The following is a 21204-nucleotide window of genomic DNA, read 5'->3' as shown; positions in this document are numbered from 1 at the left end:
TATGCTAACACATACTAATGGAGGTTAACTATGAAATTTATTGTTGAGCAGGACAAATTAAGTTCTAATTTATCTTGGGTATCGAGGGCAATTCCATCCCGTCCGAATCATCCAATTTTATCGAATATTTTAATTGATGCTGATGCAGAAAATCAACGATTAAATTTAACTGCATTTGATTTAAGTTTGGGGATTCGGGCGAGTATGTCGGCGACGGTCACGGAGGGAGGAACCTTAACTGTCCCGGCTAAATTATTTAATGATATTGTCTCCCGTTTACCTGGGGGAGAAATTACCATTGATGATGAAGTTGGGGAAGCAATTGTTAATTTAACTTCCAGTTCAGGAAAGTATCAAGTTCGAGGGATGGCGGCGGAAGAATATCCCGAATTACCTTCTATTGAAACGGGGGATTCTATTCATTTGGCGGCGGAATCTTTAATTTCGGGATTGAAGGGAACGTTATTTGCTACGAGTTCCGATGAAACTAAACAGGTGTTAACGGGAGTACATTTAAAAGTTCAAAATAATACGATTGAATTTGCATCAACGGATGGTCACAGATTAGCAGTTGTGCAAACGGAAAATTTAAGTGAAACCGATCCCGATGAGGAATTAGAGGAATTTGAGGTAACAGTTCCAGCTAGGGCTTTAAGGGAAGTAGAACGCATGGTGGCGATGCGAACTGTTGACAATCACGGCGGGTCTAAAGATGATTCTCCCGTGGTGATTACCTTGCGATTTGATGAGAGTCAAGTGATTTTTGAACTGGGGGAACAACGGTTAAATACTCGTAAATTAGAAGGGGCTTATCCGGCTTACCAACAATTAATTCCCCATCAATTTTTAAATCAAATTAATTTAGATCGGCGGGGATTTGTCGGCGCGTTAGAACGAATTGCGGTTTTAGCTTCCCAAAAGAATGATATTGTTAAATGCAGTATTGATCATGTTAATCAACTGATTGCTTTATCCGTAGAAGCTGCCGATGTGGGAAATGCTTTGGAATCTCTCCCGGCTCAAATTTCTGGGGATGAACCCAAGGAATTAGCGTTTAATGTTAAATACTTATTGGAGGGTTTAAAAGTATTTAATACTTCGGAGGTTTCCCTACAATTGAATGCCGCCACAACCCCAGTTATTGTTAATCCTTTGGGGGGGATTAAAATGACTTATTTAGTTATGCCTGTACAATTAAGAAATTAATCCCCAAGAAACCGGGTTTCTGGGAGAAACCCGGTTTCTGTATTCTATCAAACTTCCCTAAAACACTCTTGAAAATATTGACGATATAACTCACAACTGGGAGTAACTAAATTTCCATCAATATGAACCAGTCCCATACTTTTTAGTTTAAATGCTTTCACTTGTTCAATTTTAATAGGTTGATTTGTACTAATAACTTGTTGATAAGCAGTAACTAAATCAGGATCTTGCTCTAGTAACCATAACTGTTCGTGCAGATGATCTGCATAAATTCCTGTATCACTGGGAGCTTTTTCTATTAACTCTTGTAGGGAAAAATTATGGCGGACACTATAATCAAGGGCTGATCTAACTAAATAAGGAAATCCTCCTACAAATTCTGTAAATTGTGTTAACTCTTGATCTGTTAAGTTTAATCCATATCGTTGAGCTAAAGTTTTAATTTGACTAATATTAAACGGAAGCAAATCAATTCCTAAACCTACATTAAACGGAGATTTATTCGTATCTAAAGGAATATAAATATCCGTTGAATAGACAATTACAAACCTTAATTTTTTCCAATTACTAATATCTCTAGTTTCTTCATGCCAAGATCGTAATAAAGCTAAGACATCCCGAGCTAAGGACGGATACTCAAATAATTGATTCACTTCATCAATAGCTAAAATAATTGGTTCTTGAATTGATTCTAATAAATACCCTTGAAAATATAGGGAACTACTGACTAATGTTCCCACATCTTCATCCCAAAAATCATCTATTTTAGACTCTAATTTCAACTGTTGAGTCACATTTGCACACAGCCAACGGAGGAATTTTTCCGTTGAAGTAAAGACTACACCACTAGCCAGATGGAGACTTAAACGAACGGGATAATAACCTTGTTGTTGAGCATAATCTAAAATTCGGGCCATTAAGGAGGTTTTACCCATCTTTCTAGGGGCTTTAATTCGCAGTAATGCTCCTTGATTTTGAATCTCTTGATAACAAGTTGATTCAATGGGCGATCGCTCAATATAAAATATAGAATTAAGCGGAACTTGACCCTGTGGGGATTCTAAAATATTATGTTCGTTAAAATTGATTTTTGGAAATATTTCATGGCTATTTTTCTCGCTTAATTCTCTTTCTAATAAACAGCGACAATTGGTTTTACCGACTTTTTCCCCCACTATATCCGATAAAAGTTGCCAAAGGTGCGGAGCAACTCCATTTTTTAAGTAATTGGGGGAATAGCCATTTTCTTCAGCAATTTGATCATAGGTTTTTTTATTTTCTAATAGGGCTTGTTTTAAAATAATTTTCTGGATATAACTCAGAGAGTTTTTCCCTTTAGCAATAATCAACGCTTCTATTAATTCTAAAATTTCCTCAACACTTTTGACCATGTTAACCCCAATATTTTTATATCAATAAATTAGACTAATCAATCTGAGTATTTTAAGACTGCTTTAACTAATATACTTATATTCTTATATTATATACAAAAATTGTATCTTTGTATAGAGCTACCCATTAAGCTTAGGACAATACTAAACTTTGTGGTAGGGGCAATTAATGAATTTCCCCTACCAAAACCTATTTAGGATTGCTATATTTAATCCAAAGTTCAATTCCTTTTTGAGTGGGTTTTCCCGTGGGAGTAAATGCCCAAATGCTTCGTTTATGTTGGGGGCCATAACTAATATGAATCGGTCGATTTTTGCCATAAAAATATAGAGAATCAAAAGGAAGTTGTTGTTTTAAAATCCAATCCACTAATTGATCACTATCTAAATCTAAAATTAGGAAATCACAAGCCGCCCCTAACCTTTTACAGTAATATTCTCCATTTTTTTTAACTTCATGGCCAATATGTTGATCCAATTTAGGAGCTACGCGACCATTTTTTATTCCGGTAATCGGATCTTTTTTGTCTAAATAAATTCTTAATTTATGGGAACAAAAACCATAGGTTAGTTTAAATTTAGCTAAACCAAAATAATCAATAACCGGATCAACAATATAATAATTTAGGTTTTTTAATGCTTGAATTGATTCTTCTGAAGTAGGATAGGGATTAATTTTATCAGAATATTTTTGATAAGTATTTGTACAGGTACAAAAATCATTTAAGCTGAGGTATTTTCCTAATTTAACATTTTTCATGGACAATTGACTAGATTTTTGACTATCATATAATTAATCTTAGCCGAATCAGAAACGACGGGATCTAGTTTTGTAGTTAACTAAAATCACGTTATCTTCCAAACCCAAACGATTATGTCTAACCGAACTGAAACATCACTGACTCAGGAACTCAAAAGCCATATCCTAATTTTAGGGGGAATTGTTGCCTTCCTGTGGATAATTGAAATTATTGATTTTTTTGTATTTAGAGGCGCGTTAAATGGTTTAGGAATTCGTCCCCATCATATTCAAGGGTTACAAGGTATTTTCTTTGCTCCTTTTTTACACGGAAATTTCAACCATTTAGCCGCCAATACCTTACCCTTGATCATACTGGGTTGGTTTGTGATGCTGCGGGATGTTAAAGACTTTTTTGTTGTCACATTCATAACCATGATTATCAGTGGTTTGGGAGTGTGGTTATTCGGTTCACCTAATACAATTCATATTGGGGCGAGTGGAGTTATTTTTGGATACTTAGGATTTCTACTGTTAAGAGGATTTTTTGAACGCAGTTTTGCTTCTATTGCCCTATCCTTAGTTGTTGGTTGGCTTTATGGAGGCTTAATTTGGGGGGTTTTACCCTCACAATATGGGATTTCTTGGCAGGGACATTTATTCGGATTTATCGGCGGTGTCTTCGCGGCACAAATACTGACTAAATTCCATCGGACTAAAGCCTAATTGGATTTTCCAAAAATTCATAAATTAAGGTAAAATAAATATAAAGCCCTCTATAATAGAGTTAAAATTCTTACTATAGAGGGTGTTAGTGTGACATCAAAATAATAATCTAAAAATCTAATGGACTGGCTTTCTATTTCAGGAAATTGGGTGTTAATTCCCCCGCGCCCTCAAGCAATACTGCATTTTTTGGGGGGTGCTTTTGTAGCAACTTTACCCCATTTAACCTATCGTTGTTTACTCGAAGAACTCGCCCATCAAGGTTATGCAATTGTGGCGACTCCTTTTATCAATAACCTAGATCATACAGCGATAGCTCAAGAAGTTTTCGAGATATTTGAAGATGGATTATATGATTTATATGATTTGCAATTATTAAAACGGCGCGGTTTACCCATTTATGGATTAGGACATAGTATGGGGTGTAAAATTCATTTGTTAATTGGTTCTTTATTTCCTGTCGAACGTTCAGGAAATATTTTAATGTCCTTTAATAATTATGCCGCCAGTCAATCTATTCCTTTAGTTGAACAAATTTCACAATTCATGGATGTAGAGTTTACACCTTCTCCCGAAGAAACGAACCTTTTAGTTAGCGATCGCTATCAAATTAGAAGAAACCTTTTAATTAAATTCTCTAAAGATACCCTCGATCAAACCTCTAATTTACATCATATTTTAGATCAAAAGTTCCCAGGGTTAACTACTTTACAAAAATTAAATGGCGATCATCAAACTCCCCTGGGCCAAAATATCAACTGGTCAGTGGGAGAAACCTTTACCCCTTTAGATGCTATTGGCCAATGGATTAAACAAGCAGTTTATCAAGATTTAAACCAACTGAAAAAACAAATTTTGTATTGGTTAAATCCTTTATTAAAGTAACCACAAAGGCACTAAGACACTAAGTTAAGATGATTGGGGAACTAATTGGGATTAATTCAGTCTGGTGCTGAGGATTATTTGGGTTAAGGTTGATTTATGGTGTCAATATTTTTACAGCTAAGTTAAGAGAAAATTAATCTTTTTTTTATCTTCAATCCGGTTCATAAGTCCTTGAAACTTAATTGCTATTATCCATTCAGATTGGGAAGATTTTCTAAAAATAGATATAAAAATAGAAGACCTGATCATAGCAGATTTCTAGGAAATGATGCTTAATTTATTAACAATTTTTGTATTTTTCATAACAAATTTTGTGACGGATTGACGTTAATTCCTACTGAGCAATAACTTCCTGGGATTTATCAGCATTTATTCAGATAAATTCTTTCTGCGTAAATCCTGATCATTGATCAAATACTTGTATGTAGGGGTAGCAGTTTTCAGACAACTCCAACCTGAGATCGGATACCAAACACTTATGGTGTTTCAAAGATGATCAAGAGTTACTGAACAACTGGAACATCTTGAAAAAACCCGAATCAATCATGATCCTCATAATTTGTCCTCGAAAAAATTACAAGTTTATATACTTGTCTCTGATTTTTCGACCGTCTCTATCTAAAAGGCTTGGGGTTGAAAGTTTAAATGGTCGAGATTTCAACTTCAATAACCTGTTGCTTTATTGCCCCATTACAAGCTAGGTTATTACTATGTCTATACCAATTTTAAACCCAACAGAACCCGTCCTTAGAGAATCGAATCCTGACTCTAAAGATGGAGGGTTCATTATAGAAGGCTTTATTGATCAGCCTAACAGTCTAATTGGTTCTGATGGCGGTGATAACATCGGTCTGGGTAATCAGAATGATGTTGCTTATGGCGGTGGCGGAGATGATCAAATCCTCGGTTTCCAGGGTAATGATCAACTATATGGAGGAGATGGAAATGATGCCATCAATGCTGGAAAAGGAAACGACATTATTGATGGAGGTGGAGGGGATGATTTCATCTTTGGAGATGAAGGAAATGACCAGATTTTAGGTGCAGAAGGCAGTGATATCTTATTAGGAAATCAGGGCAATGATAATATTATCGCAGGCTCCGGTAATGATGACGTCTATGGAGGTAAAGGTAACGATACCGTAGATGGCGGTGAAGGCGATGACTTGTTATTTGGAGACCTCGGTGACGATGTTGTTTCCGGTGGAGTCGGAAATGATTTCATCTACGGAGGTTTAGGTCAGGATAGTCTCATCGGTGGAGAAGGCGATGACAGTTTCTATGGTGGTAAAGGTCAAGATACTATCATCGGTGGAAATGGAAATGACTTCTTAAGTGGAGATAAAGGTAATGATAGTTTGATTGGCGGTTTAGGGGATGATACATTCAGTTTTGTCTTCGTAGGTCAACCAACATCCAATAACATTACAGAATTATTTGGGTTAGATACTCTCACCGACTTTACCGTTGCAGAAGACAAAATTTTCCTAGATGCAGATTTATTTAATGCTATCAATACCCAAATTGATGGTTCTCTTAATTCTGGAGAACTTACTTTAATTGCGAATTTTGATCCCAACAATTCTTTAGTTGCTGGTAGTGCCAACCTAGTCTATGACAATGTAACTGGAACATTGTATTACCTCGATAAACAAGGACAAGCAACTCCTATGATTCAAATGGGTGCAAACTTGAACCTCAATGATAATAACTTCCGCTTAATTTAAGCAAGAATCAACCCCTTTGCGTTAATCCGATCCCCCCATGAATAATCGTTCTGTTAACACCCCCAAATTATCAGACAACCCGACCGTATTGCTATCTTTTGATGCCAAGCAAATACACCCATCTGAGGGAAGTCAAAGTTCATCCTTAGCCCTGTCAACAATAGGGATTTCAAATCACCAATTACGGAGAGAAATTGAACACTATCAACAGGAAGTGATTCAAGATCCTGATTCCGATTTAGCCTATTATAATCTAGCGGTTGCGCTACAAAAACAGGACTTACTTGATGCAGCCCAGGAAAGCTATCAAATCGCAATTCGGCTGAATCCTGAAGCTGTTAATGCCTATATTAATTTGGGATTAATTTGGGTTCAGAAAGAGAATTGGGAAGCCGCGATTCAAACTTTTAAACAGGGGTTGATTCATTGTCCACAGTCTGCTAAACTCTATCATAACCTTGCCCATACTTATTTTAAACAAGGCAGTTTTGATCAGGCGATCGCTGGTTATTTGCAAGCTATTCAACTGCAACCTGATTTAAAAGAATCTTACTTAAATTTAGGTAAGGCTTTTCAGAAACAAGGGTTACATGAAGTTGCTATTCAATATTTTAAACAACTAATTAAGGTTGAACCCGAATCAATTGCTGCCCATAGTGAATGTGTAAACTCACTTTTACAACAGGATCAACTGGCAGCATCCCTATTTCATTTACAAATAATTATTGAGTTAGAGCAACCTTTTATTACTGCTTACTGTCAGAATGTTAAACAGTTAAAAGGAGATGACGAACTCGATCAAGCCAGAATTACCTGTGGAAAATTAATTGAGGGTTTACAACAGAATCCCCAATCTCCAGAGGTTTATCACGATTTTGCCAAGGTGCATTTTCATCTGGGAAATACTTTAGCAGAATATCGCAATTATCCCCACGCAGAATATTATTATCAACAGTCTATTAAAGCTGATCCGAATTGGATTGATCCCTATTTAAAATTAGCAGAATCTTTTGTCCAGCAACAACAATTTGTTTCTGCGGCAATTTATTATCATCAAGCATTAGGAATTAATCCAGAACAACCGGAAATCTATCAACGGTTAACGTGGGTATTAGAACAGCAGAAATCAGACCACAAAAAGCCAAAATTAGCGGGTTTGAAAGTTAAACTAAATGCTAATTTTGATCCCACCGATTCTAACCATCCCCAATGTCAGGGTTTAGACTGTCCAATTTGTTTAAATCGAGTGTTTAAACTTTTACATCCAACTCGTTTAGCAGAAGGAATTTATGACTGTTCTCAACCTCAAGATATTCCTGGGGATATACCACCCCAATCTATCACTATTATCCCTAATGGAAAAGTTTGGATTGCACCTCAAAAAAGTTGGTGGAATGTTTGTAATGCGATCGCTATTCTCAACTCCAAAAATGAACTTTTAACCGATTTATCCCGATTTTATCCCACTCCCTTACCCGGATCAGATCCGATTGATTGGAAACAACATCAAATCTTTTTTTTAGAGGAATTTCCGCCTTTAGAAAAAATTTCCGGTTCCGTCGCTGTGTTATCGGGATTATCAGGAAATGTGTATTTTCATTGGATGGTTGATATTTTACCCCGCTTTGCTATTTTACAACAGGAGAAACCCGATTGGCAAGAGATTGATTGGTTTTTAGTTAATAGTATTAAAGCTCCCTTTCAGCGAGAAACCTTACAAAAATTAGGGATTCCCGCATCTAAAATTATAGAAAGCGATCGCCATCCTTATATCCAAGCAAAACAATTAATTATTCCTACCTTTACCGGGTCAGTGGGATGGGTAACACCTGAAACTATCAATTTTCATCGGCAGTTATTTTCCGAGGCGATTACACCCTCTAATAATCCCTATCCAGAGCGGATTTTTATTCGTCGAAACCAAGCCAAATATCGGCAAGTTTTGAATGAAAATGATGTGATTACTTATTTGAGTGAATGGGGAGTTATTCCTGTTGAATTAGAAACCCTATCTGTTGCAGAACAAGCAAGTTTATTTGCCCATGCTAAGGTTATTATTGCCCCCCATGGTGCGGGATTAACAAATTTGATGTTTTGTCGTCCTGAAACTATTGTTATTGAACTGGTTTCTCCCCATTATATTCGTCATTATTACTGGATAATTAGTCAACAATTAGGACTAAAACATTATTATATCACAGGGGAAGTTTTTCGATGTTATACCCTGCGAAATTTAATGTATCAATCACCATTAATTGAGGATATTTATGTCAAAATCAATAATTTAGAAAAAATTCTCAAAATCTTAGATTCTGATCTCCAGAATCAAACCCCAATTTACTTTGCTTCTACCCTTGTTAAAGCCAGAGATAAACCAAAAATAGACTTAATTGAAAATACCAATATTTCGTCAAATTTACAACAAATTCAAACCCAAAGTTATCAAAGGAGTTCGATTAACATGGTCACTACTTATTCTAATAAAAACGGACATAACCATTATCAGGGAGAATTAACAGTAATTGAAACTAAAAATTCAGGTAATTCTTTGACTTCTTTAGAGTTATTTCGTCTCTCCAAACAAGATAATACAAACGTTAAGGAATCTAATTTAATTGAAATAGAAAATAGTATTAAAACGGCTGAAACTTACTTTGAACAGAAAGACTATCAACGGGTTGTTCAGGTATGTCAAAAAGTGATTCAACTTGACCCGAATACCGTTGAGGCTTATCACTTGTTAGGAAAATCTTTACAGGGTTTAGGTAAACCAGAAGCAGCCTTAAAATGGTATCAATATATTATTAATCTTAAACCCAATGAAGCTATTGTTCATGCAAATTTAGGGAATTTATATGCCCAACTCAAACAGTGGAAACTCGCTATTTATTCCTATCAAAAAGCGATAAAATTACAACCTAATTTAGCCCTAGCTCACCGAAATTTAGGAAAAGTTTGGAGTAAAATTGGTAAACCCGAACTAGCGGCTTATTGTTGGTATCAAGCCTTCAGTTTAGAACCTCAAAATATTAAACCAGAAGAACATCTTTCCCTGGGTAATATTCTATTCCGTCAAGGCAAAATTGATCAAGCCGAAATTAGTTATCGTCGCGCCCTGGAGGGAAATTCTAACCCCATTGAAATCTATCATAATTTGGGAGAACTCTTTGCAGCCCAAGGAAAATTAGTAGAAGCGGAAAGTTTTTACAAACAAGCAATTCATTACCTATTTCTCTGCAACAAGCGCAGATTTATTATCAGCAACAACAATATGAATCCTGTTTGCGTTTATGTCAGCAACTTTTACAACAAACTCCTAAAGATGTTGCTATTTATCAACTGTTAGCCAAGGTATTTGTTGAACAAAAAAAATGGGAAAAAGCCAAGATTTGTTATCAAAAATCAATTTCTCAACAGCCTAAAAACGAAAAATTGTATTTAGAATTAGGGGATATTTTTGCTCAACAACAACAATGGCAACAAGCGATCGCTTGTTATCAACAAGCCATTTTAATTCAACCCCAACCCCAAGACTACCATCAATTATCCCACCTGTGGCAAATATTAGGACGTTCAGAAAATGCCGAAGATTGTTTATATGAAGCCCTACAATTAGCCCCAGAAAAAGCCACCTTAGAGGATTATTTTAGTTTAGGAAATGCACTTTGGAAACGGGGACAAATTAGTCAGGCGATGATCTGTTATCGGCGGGTATTAGATCGTGATCCCCAGCACGTTATTGCCCATCAACGGTTAGCCCAGGGGTTACAACAGCAAAATGAATTAGAAGATGCGATCGCCCATTATAAACAAGCCTATCAAGTGGCTATTCAACAACTCAATCCCACCCATCTATCATCGGGAAATACTGATTTTTCAGCCTCGAATGAAACGGGTTGGTTAGCCGAAACTCAAGCCCTATTAGGAGATATTTATTCACAGCAGCAACAATGGCAGGAAGCGATTATTTGTTATCAAGAAGCGGTGAAATTAAATCCTAAATTAGTTTCAATTCAAGAAGCATTAGGGGATATTTGGTTTGAATCTCAGGACTGGGAATCAGCAACTAATTGTTATCGTCAAATTATCGAATTAGAACCGAATGCTTGGCAAGTTTACCATAAATTAGGTGATGCTTTACGAGAACATGGTCATCTCAAAGAATCAATTAAAGCCTATCGTCAAGCAACGGAATTAGCTAAGAAATTAGTTAGTTAAAAGTCTCCCAATTAACTTTCAAAATAGAATCATGAAAAAGCATACGCCCTATAAGTTAAACAAAGCGTGTGCTTTTTTATTAAGTACCTAAACAAAATTAATTACACATCCTCCACCCTGTTCCCTCCCCCCCTAGCCCCCGTGCACGGGGGGTTTGGGGGGGCTGTTCCCTCTCTCAACTAGGTAATTTATTTTGTGTAACTACTTAGAAATATATTGGAAATGCAGTTTTAGGATTACCCCAATAGAAAAATTCCTAAAACGACAGGGAAAAGATGACCTGTAACTTTTAAACAGTAAGCTTTTAACCTTAACGAGTATGGAGGGACTCGAACCCCCGACCCTCAGGACCGGAACCTGATGCTCTATCCACTGAGCTACATACCCAAACTTTTGTTAATATAGCATATTCTTGAGAAAATATCATTTTATTTTTAGAATTATGGACTCAATCCACATTTCAGGGATTCGCAGCTACGGTTATACCGGATATTTACCCGAAGAACAGGTTTTGGGACAATGGTTTGAAGCCGATATCACCCTGTGGTTAGATCTAAGACCCGTGGGTAGTAGTGATGCGATCGCCGATACCCTCGACTATCGCCAGACCATCAAAACCGTTGAGAACGTGATTAAAACCAGCAAATTCGCCCTATTAGAACGATTAGCCACGGAAATTACCGACACCCTATTACAACAACCCCGAGTAGAAAAAGTCCGGGTACAGCTAACCAAACCCGCCCCCCCCATTCCCGATTTTAGTGGAAAAATCCAAATTGATATCACCCGTTAAGTCATCAGTCATCAGTCATCAGTTATCAGTCATCAGTTATCAGTCATCAGTTATCAGTCATCAGTCATCAGTCATCAGTTATCAGTCATCAGTTATCAGTGTGAGATTTGATTTGTGATCAGTTAATCATAATCAGTGATCAATGAACTGATTACTGATTACTGATTACTAATAACTGATTACCATTGGGGCGGTGATAGGAGTAGTTTAAAGGCTTGTTCGGGGTTGAGTGGGGCGCAGAAGAAATACCCCTGGCCAAAATCACAATTTAACTGTCTTAATTTTTTTAATTGTTGGGCGGTTTCTATGCCTTCTGCAATCACATTCATCCCCATTTTTTGAGCAATATTAATAATCACGGGAACTAGGCTAAATTGTTGAGGATCTTCGTCTAATTCCTGAATAAAAGAGCGGTCAATTTTTAAGGTATCAACGGGAAATGAATGCAGATAACTTAAAGAAGAATATCCCGTACCAAAATCATCTAAACTGAGTTGAATTTTTCGCTCTCGTAACTGATTTAATATAATCTGTGCGCCTTTGACATTATTCATAATTGCACTTTCTTTAATTTCTAATTTTAAACAATTATAATTGAGATGGGTTTGCTATACAATTTCATCCAATTGAGCAATTAAATTATTTTGAGTAAATTGTCGAGGGGTAAGATTAATACTAATAGTTAAGGGAATTTCCGAAAATTGTTGTTGCCAACAATAGATTTGTTCTCCCGCTTGTCGCAAAACTAAATTGCCGATTTCTGTAATTAAACCCGTTTCTTCGGCTACAGGAATAAACTCATTAGGAGAGATTAAACCTCGTTGGGGATGTTCCCAACAAACTAAGGCTTCAAATCCCACAATTTTTCCGGTTTTTAATGCAACAATAGGCTGATAATTCACTCCGAGTTGTTTTTCTTTAATTGCCGTGCGTAAATCCACATCAAGCTGTAAAAAAGATAGGGCATTTTTATACATACTGGAATCAAAAACTTGATAATAGGAAATGCCTCGGGATTTTGCCCGATACATCGCCGTATCCACATCGCGTAAAATTTGTTCCGGTTGGGTATAGTCCGGTTGACTATAAGCAACTCCAATACTGGCATTAATATAAATGGGATAGGAGAGAATAGAAAACGGTTCAGCCAAAACTTCAATAATTTTCTCGGCCGTTTGAATCGCAATTTCCGGTTCAGTTAAATCCCTTAATAAAATCGCAAATTCATCTCCCCCAAATCGAGATAAAATATCAATATTAGATACGATAGATTGTAACCGTTGGGCAATAGCAACTAATAATTGATCCCCAACGGAATGTCCTAAAGAATCATTAATCACTTTAAACCGATCGCAATCCAAAAACAACACCGCAAAGAGATAATTGGGACAATCTTGTAATTGTTTAATAGTCAATTCTAAATGTCGAATAAATAAGACTCGATTGGGAAGGGCAGTCAACTCATCATAAAGGGCTTTTTTCAGTAATTGAGCATGAACATCTTCCAGTTCTTGGGTACGTTCTTTAACTCGTTGTTCCAATTCCATATTCAATTTTACAATTTTTTGTCGAGCAAATTGTAACGACAATTGATTTTGAACCCGGACTAAAACTTCATCAAATTGAAACGGTTTAGTAATATAATCAGCCCCCCCAGATGCAAAGCCTTTAATTTTATTCTGAACTTCGTCTAAAGCACTTAAAAAAATCACTGGAATATCGGCGGTTTCAGGATTATTTTTAATCTGTTTACATACCTCATAGCCATCTATCTGAGGCATCATAATATCCAATAAAACGATATCGGGTCGTTGAATTTCAATTGCTCTCAAGGCAATCATTCCATTCAACGCTTGACGCACTTCATAGCCTCGGCGGATCAACATTATAGATAGTAGACGCAAATTTTCAGGATTATCGTCGATAATCAAAATATTGCCTTTAGAAATCTCGGATTGGTTTTCAATCATTGTATGTTTTTCCCAGAATCTTCAGGTTGTTTCGCCCATTCCATTACTTGATCAAAGTGGAAATTATCCACTAAATGGTTTAAATATTGAGCCGTTGCTTCATATTCAGAAGGAATTTGATTAATCAACTGGAGTAATAAGTGATCGCTGCACTGGGCCGCTGCGTGATAGAGTTGTTCCACCCATTCGGGTGGCATCACCAAGGCTGTAGCAGTAACCAGAGGTTGAGCCATAGTATTAGTATCAGACTGGGTAAGGAATCCCGATGATTGAGATAAAAATGGGGGCGCATATTGATACTGCACCTTTAAATATTCACCTATTTTACTCAAAAGTTTATCCTCTGGAAAAGGGGTATCCAAAAAGTCATCACAACCCACCGATAAAGCCAAAAGTCTATCCGTCTCTGACCCCGATGGAATCATTGCTAGAATAATTGTTTGATGAGGGCTGACACCCTCGAATTCGGCTTCAGAATTGATCAACCCCTGAACAGGATTTTCCATGGAAAATTCTTCCTGACGAATTTTTTGAATCGCCTCATAACCATTCAAAATCGGCATCCACATTTTCATCAGAATTAAGTGAGGTTTCCAGGTTCGCCAAAGGATTACAGCCTGATCACCATTTTCTGCTTCTCTAATAGTAAACCCCATCTGTTCCAGAAATTCAGTTAGATAGGAATCTGTGGAAATTTGATCCTCAACCACCAACAGACGATAGTTGAGTTGATTCGGGGATAGACCTATAATTTTTCCCAAGGAAAATACCGAAGATTGCGGTGAAATTTCGGGGAGTTGGACAGGAATTACCAACTTTAATTTTATCCCCTGATTTGAGGAATGTTCCATCATAATTGTTCCTTCCATGAGGTGCAGAAATTGTTGACTAATGGGTAAACTTAAATGTTTAGTATTGTCCAAGGTGAGACTGCGTTGAATTGATGTAAAAGGCTTAAACAAATCTTGAATTTCCAAGGATTGTCTATTTGATCCGGTGGTTTCAATTTCAAATTCCAGTTGAATATTTTGGGTAGAAAAATTAGACTCCAAACCCGAAGATTCTAAAGGAGAAAATAAAGGTTTAACTCGAAATTTAAGCGTCCCCGATTCTGTCCAACTCATTAAATGTCCCAAACAATTTAGCAGAATTTGTCTGAGTTTATTTTCATCGGTAATAATCCATTGGGGCAGATTTTCAGCCAGTTCTAATTCAAATTCTAATCCCCTGATTTTAATTTTCGTTTTGAGTAAATCTCGAATATAATCTAAACCTTGAAATAAATCAAAGCGAGTCGGATTTAAGCTAATCCGGTCGGCTTCTAGCTTAGACATCTCCAGAATGTCATTAATTAAGGCTAATAAATGTTTGCCACTCCGATGAATAATCCTAATCTGTTCTTGTTGTTCTGAACTTAGGCTAAAATCTTGATTCATCAATTGTGTAAAGCCCAAAATTGCATTCAGAGGAGTGCGTAATTCATGACTCATATTCGCTAAAAATTCACTTTTAGCCCGGTTCGCAGCATCGGCAGTTTCCTTAGCTTGAGAAAGTTCTTCCGATTGTTGTTGAGTATGGGTTAATAACGCCACTTGTTGCAATGCTACTCCTAATTGGGCGCCAATTTGTACCACTAAATTAATTTCTGATTCTTCCCAATGACGGGGACTTGAATGTTGATAGACCACCAACAATCCCCATAATTTTAACTTAGCTGGAACTGAGATAGAACTTTCGAGTGTAACGTCCACCGTAGGTGACACTATTTGACAAAAAATCGGCACAATTAAATAGGCTTTAACCTGCATCCGTTCTAATAACTGTAAATAACAATCGGGAAATCCAGCTTGGTAAATATCAGAAATACACAAATAACTTAAACCATCTCGATGTACTCCTTCCTGAATATCTCGGAGATAGGTGTCTTGAATTTCATCTTCCTGATTTAAACTCGATAAAACACAATTTTCTGGTTCAAAACTGCTCGGATCAAAGTGTAAGTCTTGAATTGATTGATAGATTAAGGGTTCACAACCCGATACCAAAGATTCCGCCACAAATTGACCTTGACCATCGGAATTAAACTGATAAATTCCTACCCGATCACTATTTAATTCAGAACGCAATTCTTGAGTCGCCGTGGAAAAAATCGTCTCCGCATCCAGGGTTTGACGCATTCGACCAATAATTCGCGCTTGGGTTTGTTGACGCCGGGCTGTTTCGCGTAATAGGGTTTCTGCCTGTTTAGTTTGGGTAATATCAATAATTAAACCATCCCATAAAATGCTTCTATCTGGTTGAGATTCAGGACGGGCATTTCCTTGCAACCATTTAATTTGACCTTCGTTATTAATAATGCGCCAGGTATGACTCCAAGGCATTAAACTTTCAGCCGAATTAGAGATAGAATTGAGCACTCCTTGAAAATCTTCAGGACAGACTTTTTCAAATAATTGATGCACATTGATCATCGCCTGGGCGGGAGATAAACCATATAAATCCCAACAGCCTGAACTGGCATAGGGTAAACTCATAGAACCGTCGGGATGTAAGACAAATTGATAAATCATCCCAGGTATATTATCGGCTAAATTTTGATAGCGGGTTTTACTCTGTTCTAAAGCCTGTTGAATTTCTTCCGTGGTTTGACGAATGGCAATTAATTCGCCCACCAGTTTCAGCCAACTCTGGATTTCTAATGTCCATTCAGTACACCGATGTAAGTTCATAATCCCCATAAATCCCTTAGCTTTTCCGCCTTTAATTAAAGGAATAAAAATCAGAGATTGACAATTGAGACGCCGTAGGGTTCTGCGATCCTGGGGGAGTAAATCGGGAAACCGATCTGGATCGGAAATTGCTAGAATTTCAGTTTTTTTCAGTTGTAATTTTTGATGAATAGATGGGATAGTTTGATTTGATAAAATTGGACAATAATTCTGTTCGATTTGTTGTTCCATCTGCCACCATTGATCCGTAATTTTCCAAGATATAAGTTCAGAATTACAGTTAAAAATAAATGCCCAATCACAATCAAGGAAATGACAGACTTCTTGCAGAGTATAACGAATAGCATTTTCTATAGTATCATTAATAAATAGCCGAGAAATATGGGTCAGCAGGTTATCCATCTGGGATCGATATTGTAGCAATTCCTCGGCTAATTGCCTCTCTAGTTCCGCACCTGCTCGATTGGCAAAGATTTTTAAAATAGATTCTTGACTCAGATTCAGTTGTTTATCTTCAGTATCTATTATTACTAATATCCCAATCACGTCTCGATTAGAATCAAATAAAGGGATTCCCCAATAACTTTGAGCTTGCAATTCAGCTAACTCTGGAGCATTCGGAAATAAAATCTGTACATTTTCACTAAAATGACAGGGTTGAGCCATTTTAATCACCTGATCACAAGGGGTTCCCAATAATTCATAAACCCCAGGATCTTGCCAGTTTTTTCCATCCCAAAACGCTAACGTAGTTAATTTGGACGAGGGAAATTTTAAAAGTTTAAAAATCCCAGCATAACGCACTTGCAAGACTTCAGTTAAATAGTAAACACAGGAACAAAAAAAATCTTGACCTGTTTTTGCAGCCGTTCCTTCTACAATTAGTTGTAAAGCTAGTTCCGTTGTTTTGTATTCCGTAATATCGGATGCTGTTAAATGGGTAATGGGTAATGAACTGTTCCCTATTTCCTCCCCCCCGTTCCCTGTTCCCCGTTCCCTTTTTTTCTTGTCTTTTTGCGATATTTTCTTTTCGTTGATATCATTAAAAATTGATAAAATATAAGTTTTTTTTTCTAAAAAAATTACTTCTTCTGATAATAATAATTGTTTAATTTCTCCGGTTTTGGTTCGATACCCGACTACCTGATTATGAATGGTTGTTCCCGGTTTATTTTTTTGGATTAACTCCTGTTCATCTTGAGGATTAACCCACAAATTTAAGTCTATCGCTCGTTTACCAATCACTTCAGATTCTTGATAGCCAAATGTCTTGAGAAAACTAGGGTTAACATCTACAAAATATCCCTCTTTCTCTGTTCTCAAGGTAATTGGATTCGGACTATTTAAAAAAACTTTAGAAAATTTTTCTGACCGTTGTTGACGGGTTTCTATTTCAGCTTCCAGTTGAAGATTTTTAATTTTGAATTGATAATGTAAACCTTGAATCGTCAGTTGATGGTGAATTCGAGCTAGAACTTCATCTTTTTGTAATGGTTTGGTTATATAGTCCGCCGCCCCCCGTTGAAACGCTTTTACTTTTTCCGATACTTCTTCAATTACACTCACAAAAATAATGGGAATATGCTGAGTTGTAATATCCGCTTTCAACCGTTGACAGACCTCATACCCATCCATAACTGGCATCATAATATCTAATATGATCAAATTGGGCAAAGTCTCTAAAGCCATCTTTAAGCCCAATTCCCCAGAATTCGCCAATTGAACTTGATATCCCTGCAATGTGAGAAGTTTCCCCAAATATTTAAGGTTAATTGGGGAATCGTCAACAATTAAGATATTCAGCGCTTGATATTCAGTAGCATCCATAATCAGTGATCAGTCATCAGTTATCAGTCATCAGTTGTTAGTCAACAGTCATCAGTTGTTAGTTAACAGTCAACAGTCATCAGTTGTAGGGGCGGTGATTAGCAAATATATAAAAGAACCCGCCTGTACCAGTTAACTGTGTTTAGCCCATAAATATTAACAATGAACTCTTTACTGTCAACTAATGACTGATACCTCTTACACTGTCAACTAATGACTGATAACTCTTACACTGTTAACTGATAACTGATAACTGATAACTGATTCTAGGCTTTTTTTAAGAGTTCTGTCCGAATTGATCCGCCTTTCCATGACCAGTTCTCCCGTTCTTCGGTGGGGACAAAACAGGCCCACAGACTGCCCGGAGATACTTCGTAGAAATTTTGAATTTCTGCGATCGCCACATCTCCCCAGGGCGCTCTCACCTCAATTAGATCCCCCAAATGAAACACTTCACCCCCTTGATTTTGGGCTTCTTCGAGTTCAATCCAAGGTTTAGGCGGGGTCACATCGGGGCGACGGGGTTTACTAAACGAAGGTTTATCCCGATCAAACGAAGATTTATCCCGATCAAACGAAGATTTATCCCGATCAGATGGCGAATCGGTGGGACGGACTGACTTTTCACTTCCAGCAGGTGTGAGTCGAATCTCCAGCGCTGGTTTCGGTCTAATAATTGCTGGGGTTTTCTCATCCATGAATAAACGGCTCCATCAAAATTGAATATCACAAATCCAGGTTCAGGTTCAGATTAATATTCTAATCCAACACACGGAATGAAAAAGCCCAATTGTTAAGAAATCGAGGATTTTTCCCTCCACCGATGCCCCCCAATTGTATATCAGGTCTATTTGAATCGACACCAAAACAAATTTGCCCTGATAAACGTGCTAGGTTAGTTTTAGGCAATAAGCTTGTTTATACCTTTTTTCCTCGCCTTGCTGTTCCCCGACCGTTCTATCTTTCGGAATCTGAGTTAATCGGGTTGTTTTTTGTAGCAAGCAGCAAAGATTCACCGTTTCAGGAGTCACCCCGTCATGAATCAAAAACCCCAGGATCTTCGTCGTAGTGCCGCCGAAAAATTTATTGAGTCTTTTGATCAAGAATTATTGCGTGCATTTCAAGAGTCGGAGGCAGTGACTCCTAACCCTCGGCCCGCACCGCCAGAACAAACTGTCTCTGTTCCCTCTCCCCCCAAAGTCCGCGAAGCCATTAGCCTATCGGATTTGGAGGCTGCGATCTCTGATATTGAACAATATCTACACGATCAAAACATTTCAACTTCAGACAACCCCCAAGAATAACTTTCCCTAAATAGCTTGGCGTTGGCGTTGGGCTTCATAGAGCATAAGGGCGACGGAAATCCCCACATTCAGAGATTCTACCCCTCGCTGTAATGGAATTTGAACCTGATGGTCTGCTAGGGCTTGAATATCGGGAGAAAGTCCAGCCCCTTCATTCCCAAATACCAGCAGGGTCGGCCGGGTCAGATCTAATTGCCAATAGGATATCGAAGCCTGGGGGACGGTCGCCACAATTTGTAATCCCTGTTGCTGACAATGGCTGATATCCCTGGCTAAGTTAGGGCTAACGGTTTTATTTAAACCAAACCAAGCCCCCGCAGAAGCCCTTAATACTTTCGGGTGGTCTAAATCTACACTATCGGCACTCAACCATAACCCCTCTACCCCCGTGGCTGCTGCTGTCCGAATAATAGTTCCTAAGTTACCCGGGTCTTGCAGGGTTTCTAAAGCAATCCCTAAACCCTCAAGGGTCTGGGGTTTAGAAGGAATTCGAGGTGCGAGGGCGATCACGCCATCGGGATGAACAGTTGTGGCCATCGCCTCCAATACTTCGGGACTCACCCATTCACATCGGGGGGTATCTTGGCTTAAACGTTCAAGGAGCGGTTGATGACGCCCTTGCCAGAAGGAGGTATAACACACCGTGGTGAGGGGATAGCCTACCTCACAGGCGGCTTCTACTAAGTGGGTTCCTTCGAGTAAAAATAACTGGTGTTCTTTGCGTCCCTTGGCTTGATGCAGCTTGCGAATTTGCTTCACCAATGGATTTTGCAGACTCGTTAACATAAGACCTGATGGCTAAACAACAACAGGGGCGCGAAAATCACACCCCTAACCGTTCAATGCGGAACCCGGGACTTGAACCCGGAAGTCTTTGCAAACACTAGAACCTGAATCTAGCGCGTCTACCAATTCCGCCAGTTCCGCTTTTTTATTTAATTGCACATTTATTAATCCTGTCATAGTTTTTGAAATTTGTCAATCCCCCAGAATCGACAAATTTCAGGCAACACTGGGGAAAAAGCCAAAAATTGTGCCTATTGCCGTTCATTTAGGGGATAATCAGGATCACCGAGTCCACCCACCCGGTCAGGGGGCCAAAACCGCACCGTTGCCCGACCAATAATATTTTCCCGGGGGACAAAACCCCAATAGTGGCTATCGTAACTATTATTGCGGTTATCTCCCAAAACTAAATACTGTCCTTCGGGAACAGTCCCCGGCCCCCAGTTATATTCGGGTCGTTCGGCAATATACTTTTCTGGGAGAGGTTGACCATTAATAAATACAGAGCCGTTTTTTACCTCCACCGTTTCACCAGGTAAACCAATAATTCGTTTGATGAAGGCGTCCTTATATTGTTTTTTTAGTTCATCTGTGGGGTTAAAGACCACGACATCACCCCGATGGGGGTTAACCAACTTATAGCCGACCTTATCAATAATTAATCGATCATTAATTTCTAAAGTCGGTAACATTGAACCAGAGGGAATATAACGAGCTTCTGCAACGAATGTCCGAATCCCTAGGGCTAAAAAGATACTCAAACTAACGGTCTTCAGGATTTCTACCCAGGGGTTTTCTTCCGGTTGAGGGGAAGATTTAACGGGATCTGGTTCTTGATTGGGTAGGCTACTCATAAGCGGTGGTCACAGGACAAAAAACTATATTTATTATATCAAATTTGTC

General features: G+C 38.0%; 14 protein-coding genes, 2 tRNA genes and 1 pseudogene. 8 read left to right on the top strand and 9 right to left on the bottom strand.

The window, feature by feature from the left end; all coding sequences use genetic code 11:
- Positions 1-30: 30 nt before the first annotated feature.
- Positions 31-1206 (top strand): DNA polymerase III subunit beta, encoded by a 1176-nt coding sequence (dnaN, locus tag AC559H_RS09090; protein ID WP_026794364.1) that lies wholly within the window; start codon positions 31-33, stop codon positions 1204-1206.
- Positions 1207-1253: 47 nt separating this feature from the next.
- Here the strand turns inward: dnaN and AC559H_RS09085 are convergent, their stop codons facing one another.
- Both AC559H_RS09085 and AC559H_RS09080 read right to left on the bottom strand, forming a co-directional pair.
- A complete protein-coding gene (locus tag AC559H_RS09085) occupies positions 1254-2597 on the bottom strand; it encodes an AAA-like domain-containing protein (RefSeq protein WP_026798486.1) in 1344 nt (447 codons plus the stop codon).
- A gap of 190 nt (positions 2598-2787) precedes the next feature.
- On the bottom strand, positions 2788-3357 hold the full coding sequence (locus AC559H_RS09080) for a hypothetical protein (protein ID WP_026789097.1): 570 nt from the start codon (positions 3355-3357) through the stop codon (positions 2788-2790).
- A gap of 114 nt (positions 3358-3471) precedes the next feature.
- Between AC559H_RS09080 and AC559H_RS09075 the strand changes: the two genes are divergently transcribed.
- The 5 genes from AC559H_RS09075 to AC559H_RS09055 all read left to right on the top strand — a co-directional run bounded on the left by AC559H_RS09075 (position 3472) and on the right by AC559H_RS09055 (position 10892).
- The gene (locus tag AC559H_RS09075; RefSeq protein WP_026789098.1) at positions 3472-4062 is read left to right on the top strand and encodes a rhomboid family intramembrane serine protease; all 591 of its coding nucleotides are present in this window, start codon (positions 3472-3474) and stop codon (positions 4060-4062) included.
- A 120-nt stretch (positions 4063-4182) separates the two neighbouring features.
- On the top strand, positions 4183-4947 hold the full coding sequence (locus AC559H_RS09070) for a DUF1350 family protein (RefSeq protein WP_026794363.1): 765 nt from the start codon (positions 4183-4185) through the stop codon (positions 4945-4947).
- 710 nt (positions 4948-5657) lie between these two features.
- Positions 5658-6674, top strand: a complete 1017-nt coding sequence (locus AC559H_RS09065; protein WP_051319583.1) for a calcium-binding protein — start codon at positions 5658-5660, stop codon at positions 6672-6674.
- A 37-nt stretch (positions 6675-6711) separates the two neighbouring features.
- Positions 6712-10020 carry a tetratricopeptide repeat protein gene (locus AC559H_RS09060; protein ID WP_026794361.1) on the top strand — a complete coding sequence of 1103 codons (3309 nt, stop codon included), beginning with the start codon at positions 6712-6714 and terminating at the stop codon, positions 10018-10020.
- Positions 9957-10892 (top strand): tetratricopeptide repeat protein, encoded by a 936-nt coding sequence (locus AC559H_RS09055; protein ID WP_026794360.1) that lies wholly within the window; start codon positions 9957-9959, stop codon positions 10890-10892. The genes AC559H_RS09060 and AC559H_RS09055 overlap by 64 nt, the downstream gene beginning before the upstream one ends.
- Before the next feature lie 314 nt (positions 10893-11206).
- Here AC559H_RS09055 and AC559H_RS09050 read toward each other — a convergent pair.
- A tRNA-Arg gene (locus tag AC559H_RS09050) sits at positions 11207-11279 on the bottom strand.
- Between the two features lie 55 nt (positions 11280-11334).
- On the opposite strand from AC559H_RS09050, the gene folB reads away from it, so the two are divergent.
- Positions 11335-11685 (top strand): dihydroneopterin aldolase, encoded by a 351-nt coding sequence (gene folB, locus AC559H_RS09045; protein ID WP_026794359.1) that lies wholly within the window; start codon positions 11335-11337, stop codon positions 11683-11685.
- 179 nt (positions 11686-11864) lie between these two features.
- Here folB and AC559H_RS09040 read toward each other — a convergent pair.
- From AC559H_RS09040 to AC559H_RS09030, 3 genes and pseudogenes are all read right to left on the bottom strand, one after another.
- Positions 11865-13655 (bottom strand): annotated as a pseudogene (locus tag AC559H_RS09040) (putative bifunctional diguanylate cyclase/phosphodiesterase).
- On the bottom strand, positions 13652-18211 hold the full coding sequence (locus AC559H_RS09035; protein ID WP_026798485.1) for a response regulator: 4560 nt from the start codon (positions 18209-18211) through the stop codon (positions 13652-13654). The pseudogene AC559H_RS09040 and the gene AC559H_RS09035 overlap by 4 nt, the downstream one beginning before the upstream one ends.
- Before the next feature lie 266 nt (positions 18212-18477).
- Positions 18478-18909, bottom strand: a complete 432-nt coding sequence (locus AC559H_RS09030; protein WP_051319582.1) for a hypothetical protein — start codon at positions 18907-18909, stop codon at positions 18478-18480.
- A 339-nt stretch (positions 18910-19248) separates the two neighbouring features.
- Between AC559H_RS09030 and AC559H_RS09025 the strand changes: the two genes are divergently transcribed.
- On the top strand, positions 19249-19515 hold the full coding sequence (locus tag AC559H_RS09025) for a hypothetical protein (RefSeq protein WP_026794358.1): 267 nt from the start codon (positions 19249-19251) through the stop codon (positions 19513-19515).
- A 6-nt stretch (positions 19516-19521) separates the two neighbouring features.
- On the opposite strand, the gene AC559H_RS09020 is transcribed toward AC559H_RS09025, so the two are convergent.
- From AC559H_RS09020 to lepB, 3 genes are all read right to left on the bottom strand, one after another.
- Positions 19522-20301, bottom strand: coding sequence for a TrmH family RNA methyltransferase (locus AC559H_RS09020; RefSeq protein WP_026794357.1), 780 nt, complete (start codon positions 20299-20301; stop codon positions 19522-19524).
- A gap of 57 nt (positions 20302-20358) precedes the next feature.
- A tRNA-Leu gene (locus tag AC559H_RS09015) sits at positions 20359-20442 on the bottom strand.
- Positions 20443-20552: 110 nt separating this feature from the next.
- The gene (lepB, locus tag AC559H_RS09010; RefSeq protein ID WP_026794356.1) at positions 20553-21155 is read right to left on the bottom strand and encodes a signal peptidase I; all 603 of its coding nucleotides are present in this window, start codon (positions 21153-21155) and stop codon (positions 20553-20555) included.
- Positions 21156-21204: the final 49 nt, after the last annotated feature.

Origin of the sequence: Planktothrix prolifica NIVA-CYA 540 (genome assembly GCF_963864145.1) — a bacterium.
GTDB classification, from domain to species: Bacteria; Cyanobacteriota; Cyanobacteriia; order Cyanobacteriales; family Microcoleaceae; genus Planktothrix; species Planktothrix agardhii.
The sequence above is the reverse complement of the archived record's forward strand: the minus strand, read 5'-3'. Positions and strand labels throughout refer to the sequence as shown.